The 13,867-nt window shown below is 45.7% G+C and carries 14 protein-coding genes and 1 other annotated feature; of the genes, 4 read left to right on the forward strand and 10 right to left on the reverse strand.

The features are described from left to right. Positions 1 to 9: 9 nt before the first annotated feature. A complete protein-coding gene (pheS, locus tag SporoP33_RS01980; RefSeq protein ID WP_081244722.1) occupies positions 10 to 1,047 on the reverse strand; it encodes a phenylalanine--tRNA ligase subunit alpha in 1,038 nt (345 codons plus the stop codon). An 81-nt stretch (positions 1,048 to 1,128) separates the two neighbouring features. Beyond that, positions 1,129 to 1,366, reverse strand: a binding site (T-box leader). Between the two features lie 55 nt (positions 1,367 to 1,421). Then, positions 1,422 to 2,189 (reverse strand): TrmH family RNA methyltransferase, encoded by a 768-nt coding sequence (locus tag SporoP33_RS01985; RefSeq protein WP_081242187.1) that lies wholly within the window; start codon positions 2,187 to 2,189, stop codon positions 1,422 to 1,424. 83 nt (positions 2,190 to 2,272) lie between these two features. Between SporoP33_RS01985 and sspI the strand changes: the two genes are divergently transcribed. Then, on the forward strand, positions 2,273 to 2,488 hold the full coding sequence (gene sspI / locus SporoP33_RS01990) for a small acid-soluble spore protein SspI (RefSeq protein ID WP_081242188.1): 216 nt from the start codon (positions 2,273 to 2,275) through the stop codon (positions 2,486 to 2,488). Positions 2,489 to 2,642: 154 nt separating this feature from the next. Here sspI and SporoP33_RS01995 read toward each other — a convergent pair whose 3' ends face one another. From SporoP33_RS01995 to SporoP33_RS02015, 5 genes are all read right to left on the reverse strand, one after another. Further along, positions 2,643 to 4,265: a long-chain fatty acid--CoA ligase gene (locus SporoP33_RS01995; RefSeq protein WP_081242189.1), complete on the reverse strand. Its 1,623-nt coding sequence runs from the start codon at positions 4,263 to 4,265 to the stop codon at positions 2,643 to 2,645. 214 nt (positions 4,266 to 4,479) lie between these two features. After that, entirely contained in the window at positions 4,480 to 4,938 is a 459-nt protein-coding gene (locus SporoP33_RS02000) for a small multi-drug export protein (protein WP_081242190.1), read from the reverse strand. Between the two features lie 102 nt (positions 4,939 to 5,040). After that, positions 5,041 to 6,006, reverse strand: a complete 966-nt coding sequence (gene argF / locus SporoP33_RS02005) for an ornithine carbamoyltransferase (RefSeq protein WP_081242191.1) — start codon at positions 6,004 to 6,006, stop codon at positions 5,041 to 5,043. Between the two features lie 147 nt (positions 6,007 to 6,153). Next, complete coding sequence (locus SporoP33_RS02010) at positions 6,154 to 7,239, reverse strand: M42 family metallopeptidase (protein ID WP_081242192.1); 1,086 nt, start codon at positions 7,237 to 7,239, stop codon at positions 6,154 to 6,156. 46 nt (positions 7,240 to 7,285) lie between these two features. Then, complete coding sequence (locus SporoP33_RS02015; protein ID WP_081242193.1) at positions 7,286 to 8,272, reverse strand: diaminopimelate dehydrogenase; 987 nt, start codon at positions 8,270 to 8,272, stop codon at positions 7,286 to 7,288. A gap of 156 nt (positions 8,273 to 8,428) precedes the next feature. Here SporoP33_RS02015 and SporoP33_RS02020 point away from each other — a divergent pair, with 156 nt between their 5' ends. Beyond that, positions 8,429 to 9,598 (forward strand): MFS transporter, encoded by a 1,170-nt coding sequence (locus tag SporoP33_RS02020; protein WP_081242194.1) that lies wholly within the window; start codon positions 8,429 to 8,431, stop codon positions 9,596 to 9,598. 50 nt (positions 9,599 to 9,648) lie between these two features. Here the strand turns inward: SporoP33_RS02020 and recQ are convergent, their stop codons facing one another. The 3 genes from recQ to pssA all read right to left on the reverse strand — a co-directional run bounded on the left by recQ (position 9,649) and on the right by pssA (position 12,511). Further along, positions 9,649 to 11,418: a DNA helicase RecQ gene (recQ, locus tag SporoP33_RS02025; RefSeq protein WP_369821962.1), complete on the reverse strand. Its 1,770-nt coding sequence runs from the start codon at positions 11,416 to 11,418 to the stop codon at positions 9,649 to 9,651. A 31-nt stretch (positions 11,419 to 11,449) separates the two neighbouring features. Continuing rightward, the gene (locus tag SporoP33_RS02030; RefSeq protein WP_081242196.1) at positions 11,450 to 11,869 is read right to left on the reverse strand and encodes a hemerythrin domain-containing protein; all 420 of its coding nucleotides are present in this window, start codon (positions 11,867 to 11,869) and stop codon (positions 11,450 to 11,452) included. A gap of 108 nt (positions 11,870 to 11,977) precedes the next feature. Next, on the reverse strand, positions 11,978 to 12,511 hold the full coding sequence (gene pssA / locus SporoP33_RS02035) for a CDP-diacylglycerol--serine O-phosphatidyltransferase (protein WP_081242197.1): 534 nt from the start codon (positions 12,509 to 12,511) through the stop codon (positions 11,978 to 11,980). A 56-nt stretch (positions 12,512 to 12,567) separates the two neighbouring features. On the opposite strand from pssA, the gene asd reads away from it, so the two are divergent. Beyond that, positions 12,568 to 13,347, forward strand: a complete 780-nt coding sequence (asd, locus tag SporoP33_RS02040; protein WP_196796833.1) for an archaetidylserine decarboxylase — start codon at positions 12,568 to 12,570, stop codon at positions 13,345 to 13,347. A gap of 18 nt (positions 13,348 to 13,365) precedes the next feature. Beyond that, positions 13,366 to 13,854 (forward strand): DedA family protein, encoded by a 489-nt coding sequence (locus SporoP33_RS02045; RefSeq protein ID WP_081242199.1) that lies wholly within the window; start codon positions 13,366 to 13,368, stop codon positions 13,852 to 13,854. Positions 13,855 to 13,867: the final 13 nt, after the last annotated feature.

Consider the following 13,867-nt stretch of genomic DNA (forward strand, 5'->3'; position numbering starts at 1 on the left):
TATTCCTCCTTATGCCTCTGACCGGTGGAATTGTGAAATAAACCGAATGTCATTTGTATAGAAATGACGAATATCTTCCACTCCGTATTTTAACATCGCAATACGCTCAGGCCCCATGCCGAACGCAAAACCGGTAACTTCTTCCGGATTGTATCCAGCCATTTTCAGTACGTTCGGGTGCACCATTCCTGCGCCTAAAATTTCGATCCAGCCTGTTTTCTTACAAACGTTACAGCCTGAGCCGCCGCATTTGAAGCAGGAAATATCCATCTCAACGGAAGGCTCCGTAAATGGGAAGAAACTTGGACGCAAACGAATTTCACGCTCTGCTCCGAATAACTTCTTCGCCAACAGATCAAGCGTTCCTTTCAAGTCACTCATGCGGATATTTTCGCCAACGACAAGCCCTTCAATTTGTGTGAACTGATGGGAGTGTGTCGCGTCATCCGAATCACGCCGATACACTTTACCCGGGCAAATGATCTTGATCGCAGCACCGTCTTTTGCTTCCATCGTCCGCGCCTGAACAGGTGAAGTATGAGTGCGCAAAAGAATATCCTCTGTAATATAGAAGGAATCCTGCATATCCCGCGCCGGATGACCTTTTGGCAAGTTCAATGCTTCAAAGTTGTAATAATCTTTTTCCACTTCAGGACCTTCCGCAATTTCATAGCCCATACTGATAAAGAAGTCTTCGATTTCCTCGACGACGCGTGTCAGCGGATGATGATTGCCAAGTTCTACGGGGCGGCCCGGTAAAGTAACATCGATTGATTCTTTCTCCAGCTGTTCTTTGATTGCCTGCTGTTCGAGAGTTTCTTTGCGTTCTTCCAAGAAAGCCGTTACACTTTCACGGATTTCATTGACGAGCGCACCCATTTTCGGACGTTCTTCAGCCGGCAGTTTACCCATTCCTTTTAATAAATCGGTAATCGGCCCCTTTTTTCCAAGGTAGGCTACGCGTACATCATTCAGCTCTTTAACCGTATTGGATTCTTTGATTTTCAGCAGTACTTGTTCTTTCAGTTCATGCAGCTGTTCTTTCATCTTTACTAGCTCCTCTCTCCATTTCAGCAGCGGCCGCTTTTCAGTCATAAAGTTTCTGAAAAACAAAAAACTCGCCCCTATAAAAGGGACGAGGTTGAATTTCGCGGTACCACCCTGATTAGTTTGCATCAACAAAGAAGATGCAAAATCACTTGAATTGGAATAACGGTCCTTTGCCGGCACGCCTTTACATGTTTGGTCCAAGCGTGCAGCTCGCGGGGTGAACTTCGATGGAGCAGCGTTTTTCACACTTTCAGTCGTGGTGTAAAATCCCTGATAACGTGTCTTGCCATCTACTTTTCCCGGTCATCGCTGTTTCTTTGATTCGCTTTCTAGTATACCGTAAAACGATTATGCCTTCAATAGTGATCTGATCACCCGCGCAGTGTGTACAGCAAAATGCCTGCTGCAACAGCTACATTCAGCGATTCTGCCTGGCCGTATAAAGGAATTTTTACTACATGATCCGCCTGAGACAATAACTGCGGATCTACCCCGCTTCCTTCGTTTCCAACGAGCAGCGCAAATGAAGATTGTGCCGGCAGCTCCTTTAAAGAGACTGCTTCCTGTAAACCCGTACCGATAATCGGCGTGTCATTGCTTTTTGCACGCTCCACCCACACAGCCAGTTCTTCGCGCACGACAGGTATATGGAAATGAGAGCCTTGCGCGGAACGGACTGTTTTTGGATTGAACGGATCTGCACAGCCTTTTCCTAAAATTACCGCATCAAGTCCTGCCGCGTCTGCTGTGCGGATCATCGTCCCGATGTTTCCGGGATCCTGCACCGCATCAATTAATAAAAGGCGCTTCCACTGGCTTTGATCCGCTTCATCATATTGCGGCTGTCTGCAATAGGCAAACACTCCTTGCGTTTGTTCAGTTTCTGAAATTTCCTTTGCGACAGCGGCTGTTAATTCAATAATTGGCGCGTCCCAGTGCGGCGGAATATCGATATCTTCGCGAACCAGCAATTGAATGACCAGATCGGACTGTTTGATTGCTTCTTCTACGAGGTGAAAACCTTCGACGAGAAACTCTTTCGTCTGATCCCGTTCTTTCCTTGCCGTCACAAGTTTTTTCCAATGTTTTACTAAAGAGTTTTGAGTCGATTCAATTCGTTTATTCAAGAGGCTGTACATCCTTTTTTTCTTTTTAGTGTACCAAATCAGCGTATATTTAGCGACTTTTGTGGAAAAGATGCGACTAGAGGAGGCTGATTACAATGGATTTTCAAATACGTGATGCAATTTCAGCAAACATGACAAATAATAGCGCTGCTGACGTACGAGGTGTCATTGACGATGCCATACAGCGCGGTGAAGAACACTTATTGCCGGGACTGGGTGTCTTTTTCGAACAGCTTTGGAAGCGTGCAGACGAAAAAGAAAAAGAAGTAATGACTAATGAACTGTCACAGGCATTCGCCAAGGCACAATAAATGTACAGACCCAAAGAAAAATCCCTTCAACTGTATATTCCAGTGAAGGGATTTTGATTTTCTTGCGTATGAGCCGGTATGACAGTTACAGATGCTGGTTTGTAGTCCGTGTAAGTGTAAGTTTCCTGATAATGCTTCTCTTTTTACCGCGCGGTCAGTTTCGGCTGTAATGTTCCTTCAGCTGATCGCGTAAAGCAGCTTTCAGAAATTTCCCCACAGAAGTCTTCGGAATCTCCTTGACAAATAAAATTTCATCCGGAATCCACCAGCTGGCAAACTGCCCTTTCAGCGAGTCTTTCAGCTCCTGCTTCTTCGCTTCATCTTCCGCCACATTTTCATTCAGGACTACGCAGGCAAGCGGGCGTTCCATCCATTTCTCATGGGGTACCGCTATTACGGCCGCCTCATAGACATCCTCATGTGACATCAAAGCATTCTCCAAATCAACAGAAGAGATCCATTCTCCGCCGCTCTTAATCAAATCCTTCGTACGGTCTGTCAGTTTCAGATAGCCTTCTTCGGTCATAACTGCAATATCGCCTGTGTATAGCCAGCCGTCTTTAAACGCCTCTTCCGTTCGCTCATCCTTGTAATATTCGCTCGCAATCCAAGGGCCCCTGACAGTCAATTCGCCCATTGTCTGTCCGTCCCACGGCACTTCGCCGTTCTCATTGATCACACGGATATCAAGGCCCGGCATCACAAGACCCTGCAGCGAACGCATATCGATCCGCTCGTCCGCCGTCAAATTGTCCATCGAGGAAGTCAGTACGGATAAACTGACGAGCGGTGTTGTTTCTGTCATACCGTAGCCCACGACGAATGGAATATTGTACTTCTCTTCAAACGCATGAATCAGCCCTTTAGGTGATGCAGAGCCGCCGCATACGATGACACGCAATGACGAAATATCCCGCGGATTTTGCTGCAGCTCTTTCAGAACCGCAAGCCAGATCGTGGGTACGCCTGCTGTGATTGTCACTTTCTCACTCTCAATCAAATCGAGCAGCACAGCGGGATTAAATCCTGGGCCCGGCAATACTTGTGTAGTACCGTAAAACACACCCGCAAATGGGATCCCCCATGCATTGACGTGAAACATCGGTACAACAGCCATCGCAACATCACGTTCGCATAGCCCCATAGCGTCTGCTAACCCAAGAGCGTAACTATGCAGAACTAATCCGCGGTGTGTATAGATGACTCCTTTAGGCAGGCCTGTCGTAGCGGATGTATAACATAATCCGGCCGGAGTATTTTCATCCAGATCATTAGGGTAGTCGTATTCATCCGATGCATTTTCAAGCAGCGCTTCATAGGAATGGACGTTTTCAAGCGAAGTCTCCGGAAGCGTTTTACTGTCACTCATAATGACGAAATGCTTCACCGTCTGTAACATCGGCGCCATCTTCTCCAGATGCGGGAAAAACTCTTCATCAACCAGCAAAATTTCATCTTCTGCATGATTGATAATATAGACGATATGTTCAGGTGACAGCCGGATATTGATCATATGCAGGACGGCACCTGTACAAGGCACTGCAAAATACGCTTCGAGATGGCGGTGATGATTCCAGGCGAATGTGCCTACTTTCGTTCCATGCTCCATTCCTAATTGCGTCAGTGCATTTGACAGCTTGCGTGTCCGCTTTGCCCATTCACGATACGTAAAGCGCTGTATCGTCTGCTCCCCTGTCCGGGAAATGATCATCTTATCCGGGAAAAACCGTTCCGCCCTAGTAATAAATGTAGATAGAATCAGTGGTGTTTGCATCATATCCATCCGCTCCCTTGTAAGTGAAATCATCAATCCATTGTGCGTAATCCACGGCTTGTACGAAACGTTTCAATGAAATCTTTGCGCAGCAGGACTGGTTCTCAGGGTGTACTCTATGCGCGGTTATCTGACTATATGAATCTGCAAGTTACTTTCTGAATATAGTATACACGTTTTCAAACTATTCTGTCTACACAAAATATTGGCTGATCATTTATGCTAATTTTTGACGGGTCCAAAAGAATGCATCTACCCCTATGACGGTCAGTACAGCAAAGACGACAGACCAGATAACAAGACTGATCAGCAGCCAAAACGCTGTTCGAGATTTAGATGTGCCTAATGCAAGTGCGAGAAAGGCCGCGAGATGAGAGCCGATCAGCACAGGACCCAACAGCGCAAGTCCGGGAATGCCGTATCGCTGCCAAATACGTTCTGCACGGGCAGTGCGTTTTGATCGTGTCTTCACATCCGTTTTCTTTCTGCTTTCCCACCATTCTTTTAACTTTTGGAAAATCATAATCTCCAGCAGTATCGTCAGAGCATTTCCTGCAAAACCTGTTAGGACAGCGGCTACAGGATTCATGCCGCGCAAAATCCCGAACGGCACCGCCACCAGCACCTCAAATCCCGGTGCTGCGCCCGCAAGAAAAACCAGCAGATATGTAATCAAATAGTTCCCTCCTTCGCATTTGTATTCTAAAGTATAGCAAATGAATGAATGGCTGCGCATAAAAAAACTGCTTTCCCATCAGAAGGGAAAGCAGCGGATCCATTATAATAGAGAAGCGAGAATCGCTTTTTGTGCATGCAGACGATTGCCTGCCTGCTGGAATACGTAAGAATTGTTTCCGTCAATTACAGAAGCCGAGACTTCTTCTTCACGATGTGCCGGCAGACAGTGCAAGAACACGTAATCTTTTTTCGCATGACCAACCAGCTGATCATTAATTTGGAAATCTTTAAAGTCTATCAGGCGTTTTGCAGTTTCCTCTTCCTGTCCCATACTCGTCCATACATCGGTATAGATTGCATCTGCATCAGCGGCAGATTCCACAGGATCATATGTTGCTGTGACACTTCCGCCAGTTGAATCCGCGATGTTCTTCGCTTTTTCAAGCAAGTCCGCATTGTATTCATACCCTTTTGGTGTAGCGACAGAAACGTGCATGCCCATGTGCGCGCCCGCAATAACTAATGAATGCGCAACATTGTTGCCGTCTCCAATATAAGAAAGTTTCAACCCTTTCAGATCGCCTTTCACTTCTTTAATCGTCAGCAGATCTGCCATCGCCTGACAAGGGTGGAAAATATCCGTCAATCCATTAATCACCGGCACGGAAGTATGTTCCGCCAGCTCTTCCACCATTTTATGTGACTTCGCACGGATCATAACGCCGTCCAGGAACTCAGAAAAAACTTTTCCTGTATCTGAAACAGATTCGCCGCGCCCGATCTGCAGGTCACGCGCATTCATAAACAGGCCGTGCCCGCCTAATTGAATCATTCCCACTTCAAATGAAATTCGTGTACGGGTCGAGTTTTTCTCGAAAATCATTCCTAATGTTTTGCCTGCCAAAATATCTGAAGTTTTCCCAGCCAGTGTATCTTGTTTCATATCATAAGCCAGTTGCAGCAAATATGCGATTTCTTCACTTGAATAATCCAGTAAAGTTAAAAAGTCGCGTCCTTTTAAGCTGTCTTTTTCTAGTAACGTATTTGTTTGATTAGTCTTTACCATTTTATATTCCCCTGCCATCCATTTAAAGTATGTATGCATTAGTATACATATGTATATTTATGAAGTCAAATGAATTTTTATAACTTTTTGCATTATTACATTAAAAAAACAGCGATGCCTGTCAAGCACCGCTGCAAGGAATAAATTTTATTCAAATGTGATCGTTTTTACAGTGTCCGCATCCAGGCGCTTTACGATTTCGACAAGCAGTTTGACTGTATTCTCGAAGTCCTCCCGGTGAAGCATCGCCGCGTGGCTGTGAATGTAGCGAGTCGGAATACAGATAGCGAGTGTGGGAATTCCCGTTCCGCTTAAGTGAATGGATCCCGCATCCGTTCCTCCGCCTGACATCGTTGCGAATTGATAAGGGATGTTCAGCTCTTCGGCTGTGTCTACAACAAAATTGCGCAATCCTCTATGCGACACCATCGATGCATCGTATAGCAGGATTTGCGGTCCTTCCCCCATTGTTCCGACTGATTCTTTAGCCGTGACGCCCGGTGTATCTCCTGCAATGCCGACATCCACCGCAAAACCGATATCCGGCTGAATTTTATTCGTAGCTGTTTTTGCACCGCGCAGGCCGACTTCTTCCTGAATTGCTCCTACACTGTACAGGCGGTTCGGGTGTTTTTCCTCTTTCAGCCGCTTCATTACTTCAATTGCAATGGCACAGCCAATACGGTTATCCCATGCTTTTGCCAGCAGATAATTTTCGTTCTTCATCACGGTGAATTCGAAATACGGCACAATCATATCACCCGGCGCAACGCCCCATGAAAGCACTTCTTCTTTTGACTGAGCGCCTGCGTCGATGAACATATCTTTTATATCGACAGGCTTTTTGCGCGCTTCCGGTGTCAGGATATGCGGCGGCTTTGAACCGATGACTCCTGTAATCGTCTCACCTGAACGTGTAACGATGGACACGCGCTGCGCAAGCATGACCTGTGACCACCAGCCGCCCACTGTCTGGAAGTAAATGAAGCCCTTGTCATCTATTCGTGTCAGCATGAAGCCGACTTCGTCCAAGTGACCGGCAATCATAATCTTTGGTCCGTTTTCGTCGCCATTTTTGCTGGCAATCAGTGAGCCGAGTCCGTCGTGATCTATTTCATCTGCGTATGGTTTGATGTGCTTTGTCATAACATCACGCGCTTCACGTTCATTGCCCGGGATTCCCCGTGCGTCCGTTAATTCCTTCAGCATTTCCAATGTTTCATCCAGTTTCATAAAAATTCCGCCTCCTCATTCTGCATTTCAACGTAACCATTGTGTTTTACAGCAATTCTTTACGAATGTCAGCCGGTGATTTTGGCGACAGCAGTCCAGGTGCAATATCGTAGACTGTTTTCGCGCCAGTATCGCCTTTTTGCTGCAGCTTATAGGCAGCTCTTGCATAAGCGACCAGGACGCTGGACGTGAATTCCGGATTGCTGTCCAGTTTTAGTGAAAATTCGATCACCTGGTCGGTATGCTTTCCTGTATTCCCGCTGCGGATGACAAATCCGCCGTGAGGCATCTTCGCATGATCCCGGCGCAGCTCTTCTTCTGTAATGAAATGCACTGTGGTATCATAGTCCGCAAAATAATCCGGCATCGTCACGATTGTTTCACGAACCTGATCTTCACTCGCGCCTTCTTCAAGCACCACGTAACATTCGCGGGTATGTTTGTCTTTTGTTGAAAGCTCCGGATGTTCTCCGTTGCGTACTCGGTTTATCGCTTTTTCTGACGGTAATGTATATTGCACGCCTGCTTTTACGCCGTCCACACGCCTTACAGCATCAGAATGTCCCTGACTCAGCCCTTTCCCCCAGAACGTGTATGTTTCCCCTTCAGGAAGAATGGATTCGCCCATCAGACGATTGATTGAAAATAAACCAGGATCCCAGCCGACAGAAATGATCGCTGTTGTCCCTGCTGTCTGTGCCGCTTCGTCTACTGCGGCGAAATATTCAGGTATTTTAGCGTGCGTGTCGTAGCTGTCCACTGTTGTAAAGTGCTTTGCCAGTGCCGGTCCTTGTTCAGGAAGATCATTTTTCGATCCGCCGCATAAAATCAACACATCTATTTCATCTTTAAATGATTCGATGTCGTCCAGCTTATGAACAGGCACCTGCTCCGAAAGTAATTGCACGTCTTGCGGCTCTCTGCGTGTGAATACACCGACCAGTTTCATATCTTCGTTTTGGCTGATGGCGGATTCTACTCCGCGTCCTAAATTTCCGTATCCTGCGATTCCTACCCGAATTTCTTTTGTCAAGATGGCTCATCCCCTTTTGCTTTTTATATCCGATTCTCATTTTACCGTGTAGACTCCCAGATTGCGAACATTTCTCTCTGAGCAGTTCCGTACAATTCGTAAATATTCATGGTAAAATAGAAAGCAGTTGAATTATTTGTAAAGTAGGGATCCTTTATGCGTTTCTTTGTCTATTTGATCGTTTTCTTCTCGTTTTTTGATTTATTTTCCCAGTTGCCTGTCATCAGTCCGTTTGCAACCGGACTCGGGTCCTCCGCTTTCATTGTCGGGCTGTCCGTCGGTATTTATTCATTCGCAAATATTTTCGGTAATATCATTTCCGGCATTCTGACAGACCGGAAAGGGCCATTTTACATTCTTTTATTCGGCCTGTTCACTTCCGCCCTGTCACTGTTTGCGTACGGGTTGATTTCAGGTTCAGCTTCATTGATCGGGATTCGCTTTTTGCACGGTTTGACAGAAGGATTGATCGTACCTGCTGCGTTTACGTTTCTTGCGAATGGTTCTGAACGTTCCAAACGCGGACGGAGCGCTGCAGTTTCAGGCGCATTTGTCGGACTGGCTGCTATTTTCGGTCCTGCATACAGCGGGATTGTTTCTGTTAAAACGAGTGTCGTGACGATCATGGCGATTAACGGGGTTTTCATGCTAGTGCTGACAGTTGGAGCTATTTTGTTTTTACGCACATTCACCTACGTAAGAAAAGTCAAAACAGCTGAACAAAAAGCGGCAAATCCACTTGCATTCTTCCGTCATCCCGGAATTATCCGCGCGTTTCTCGGCGCGTTTTTCCTGATGTTCTCTCAGGGAGTATTGGCGCTGGTGCTTCCGCTCAAAGTAGAGCATCTGCAGTTTGACGCAAAAACGACGGGCATGCTCTTAAGCGTCTTCGGTCTGGTGGCTGTGCTTATCTTCGTCCTGCCCGTTAACCGGATATTTGACTTCGCCCGTCCGATGCTGACACTGGCGCTCGGTCTGCTGCTGATGAGCGGCAGTATGCTGTTCCTGTCACAGGTAGATGAGTTATCGATGATGATGCTCGCAATGATTGTCTATGGAATTGGGTTTGCTTTATTGTTTCCATCTATCAACTCGCTGCTTATTGATTCGACAGAACCTGAAACAAGAGGGAAAGCCTATGGATTTTTCTATGCGTTCTTCTCGTTTGGGGTTGTAATTGGATCAAGTGCCATTGGCGTTCTGGATTTGGAATTCCATCATGCCTTTATGCTGGCAAGTGCAATTTTATTGATCGCGGCATTTTTTACAATAATTGGGCTGCGGAAAGATACACGCCCAGCCGGACCCACGCGTTCTGTTTCATAATATACGATAAAAAAGAGCCGATTTCATCCTGTGTGATGAAATCGGCTCTTTTATGCCTGCTGTGCAGAAAATGACTGAATAATATTCAGGAATGCTTCCCCGTAACGCTCAAGCTTAGTTTCTCCTACACCTTGAACAGTCAGCAGTTCATCATTGGACAGCGGCATTTTCGCTACCATGTCGCGCAATGTCTTGTCAGAGAAAATGACAAACGGCGGCACTCCGGCTTGCTGCGCTAATTTTAGGCGCATTGCCCGTAATTCATTGAATAACGGATCGTCTTTCGCAACTACAGTTGTGACCATTTCGCCTTTGCGCCAGACTTTTACCTTTCCAAGCAGGACGTCTTTTCCATCCTCACCGACGTAAATTGTCGGGAATGGTCCGCTTTCGACTTGCAGATAGTTCTCAGATATTAAAAATTCGATAAAATCTGCCACGTCTTTCGCATTGCGCCCTTTCATCAGCCCGTATGTCGAAAGCTGATCAAAGTTACATTCTAGCAGCTTTTTATTTTTGGAGCCTGTGAGAACTTGCGCTACCATTGTCTTGCCGAAACGCTGTCCCATCCTGATGACACAGGATAGCACTTTTTGCGTATCCACGGTCACATCAAACTGCTCGCGTGTATCGGTGCAATTTCCGCAGCGGCCGCATTCTTCCGCGTCCTGCTCACCAAAATACGTGATGATATGCTTTTGCAGACAGCCTTCTGTGTGACAGTAATCAACCATCACTTGCATCTTTTTGATTTCATTGGATATACGCGAAGGATCGGGAGACTGTTCGATGAGGAAACGCTGTGTCAATACATCCTGTGAAGAAAACAGCAGGTAACAGTCACTGTCCAGTCCGTCACGCCCCGCTCTTCCGGCCTCTTGATAATAACTTTCCATATTTTTAGGCATCTGATAATGGATGACGTAACGGATATTGGATTTATCAATTCCCATTCCAAAAGCGTTCGTCGCAACCATTACACGCGCGTCTTCCATGATAAACCGGTCCTGCTGCTGCTGGCGTTCATAATCGGGTAATCCCGCATGATACTTCGCGGCTGGTATACCGCTTTTCTCCAGCATCAAATACACTTGTTCCACCGCTTTACGGGTAGCTGCGTAAATGATTCCGGATTCATTGCTGTTTTTCTTTACATAGTCTTTCACGAATTGATTGCGGTCCTGCGCTTTGACAACAGAAAACACCAGATTGTCTCGTTCAAAGCCTGTCACGACGCGGCTGACAGGCGGGATATACAGCTGCTGGCAAATGTCATCCTGAACTTCAGGTGTGGCTGTTGCCGTCAGTGCAAGGATGATCGGACGGTTGTCTAAGTAATCTAAAATACGGTGGATATTACGGTAGCTCGGCCGGAAATCATGGCCCCATTGCGAAATACAGTGCGCTTCGTCAATCGCAATCAACGGAATCGTCATTCGCTGTAATTGATTCAGGAATGATTCTGAATCCAGCCGCTCGGGCGCTACATACAACAGCTTGTACTTCCCTTCCAGTGCATTGTCCATCGTACTGAAATACTCTTCAGATGACAGCGTACTGTTAATATAAGCCGCAGGAATACCGAGCTGGTGCAATGCATCCACCTGATCCTTCATTAATGAAATTAAAGGCGAAATGACCAGGACCGTTCCTTCCATCGCCAGCGCCGGCACTTGATAACAGACCGATTTACCGCCGCCGGTCGGCATGACACACAGAGTATCATCCCCCTGCAGCACCTGATCGATTACACGCTGCTGCCCTTCCCGAAACGCTGAATAGCCAAAATACTTATCCAAAATGTCCAACGGGTTTTGAATGACCGCCACCGCCTTTCGTTAGTTTTGTCTTTTAAGATTGGAATAATAATCGTTCTTCTTCCCGGCTGTGTAATTCATTCACAACAATGAGCCCATAAAACTTCTGCATAATTTCCGGGGTTACTTTCGGATCTTCTTCGCGCAATTCTTCAATATCCTGAACCAGTAACCGCATTACATCATGATCACGTGTCAGCTGGATGATTTCCTTCTCCAGTTCAGGTTTTTCTTCTAACACTTGCTTGTAAAAGCCTTCTTCCTCTGCGTCTGCATGACTGATGACTCGTGTTTTCCAATAATCCAGTAAATGATCACATGCCTGCAGAATCATATCCGTTTCACCCTGTTCTAAACACGCAACCAAATCTTCTGTTTTCATCACGGCGCCGGACAGACCGCCTTCATGGATCGCTTTATGTGAATGAAGCTGTCTTAATGCTGGTCCTGACATACTGACCACTCCTTGTTGTTTTTCTTAAGCATAACAGAATTCGTGAAACAGTGATAGTTTCCTACAATGAAAAAAAGCCCCGCAGAAAACTTCACTGCAAGACATTCTTTATACTTTCGCAATACGGATATGACTGACCATCAGCCACGCAAGAACACACATATAGATCACAAAATACGGTGCAATAATATACGGAGCGGCGAAATAGCTCAGTGTCAGCAGCACGCCTGCAGCGGTTATCGGCAAACCATAGAACGTGCCATCAAATTCTTCTACATTATAACGGGCTAAACGGACAGCACCTGCTACAATATAAAATATTACAGCGGACACGCCGATCCACATCGTATCCGACAGCGCGGTATCATAGAGTAATATAGCAGGCGCTGCACCAAATGATATTAGATCACTGAGCGAATCGAGCTCTTTACCGAACGCCGATTCCGCGTCATAATGTCTCGCAACCATACCGTCAAAACGATCAAATAACGCCGCGAAAAAAATAAACATTAAACTCATGTGGCCGTGTCCTTTGAGCACAAGCATGATCGCGATAATTCCCAAACTTAAATTAAAGACTGTGATAATATTCGCCAATTGTAATTTCAGTTTAGTATAATCAAAATATCTGAATGAAAACAAATTATGGCCCCCTCATGTATTATTCTATTATAGTCTTAAAGCGGAAGGATGAAAAGATGAAAACACGTATTTTTAGATCATTTGTTGAATTGACCGGTTCACCGATCAGTTCTTCCTTATTGAAACGGCTGACCACATCACCGGTAAGTAAACCGCTAATCAAACCGTTTGCTTCCTTCTATCGTATTCAACTGCAGGAAGCAGAATACCCGATCAGTCACTACAATAGTTTGAATGATTTCTTTACGCGTTCATTAAAAGCGGGGAGCCGTCCTGTCGAAACAAGTGCAAATGTATTAACTTCACCGGTAGACGGTGTATTAAGCGATGCCGGAATAATAGATGAGCATCAGAAATTCACCGTAAAAGGCAAGACTTATAGTTTGACTTCACTGCTTGGCACTCCGGAAAAAGCTGCGCCCTACGTAAACGGTTATTATTATTTATTTTACCTTTCTCCTATGCATTATCATCACTTTCACTACCCCGTTTCAGGAACATTAACGAACCGCTATGCGCTTGGTTCCACTTCTTATCCTGTCAACGACCTAGGGATCCGTTTGAAGAGCGATGTGTTTTCTTCCAATCACCGGATTATTTCTGAACTTTCGACTGATTTTGGAAGAGCAGCAATTGTGAAAGTCGGCGCATTGAATGTGAATAGCATACGCATTGCAGATTCTGCAACGGATTGCGTAAAAGGACAGGATTTCGGTCATTTCGCCTTTGGATCGACCGTTATTTTATTTATCGAACCTAAAAACTCATTCAAACCAATAGAATTGCCTTTTACAGATGTTCAAGTTGGTGATAAGATCGGAGAGTGGCAATCTTAAGCAAATGAGGTTTTGAATATGGAGCACATGCAGCTATATATCGCGCAGTACGGCTATCTTTCTATATTTTTCTTTTTGGCGCTTGGTATTTTCGGCTTGCCTATGCCCGATGAATTACTTGTCGCATTTGCCGGATATTTGGCCTCATCCGGTACATTTCAGTTTGTGTTTACCATACTTTTCACAATTTCCGGCGTCATGGTCGGTACTTTGTTCACATATATGCTCGGAAGAAAAATTGGCAAGCCGCTGATTCATCGCTTCGGCAATTATTTATTCCTTACACCTATGCGCATGCAAAAAATCGAACGCTGGTTTATGACATATGGTTCGTGGACGGTAACATTCGGCTATTTTCTTCCCGGCATGCGTCATCTGATCTGCTATGTTTCAGGCATGAGCGGCATGACCATCCGGCGCTATATATTGTTTGCGATTCCAGGCGTAATTGTCTCTACTACAGCCTGCGTATTGCTCGGCTATTTCATCAAGTTTCCTTTTTTCTAAATAAAAGTAAAAC

The organism is Sporosarcina sp. P33, from assembly GCF_002077155.1.
Lineage (GTDB): Bacteria > Bacillota > Bacilli > Bacillales_A > Planococcaceae > Sporosarcina.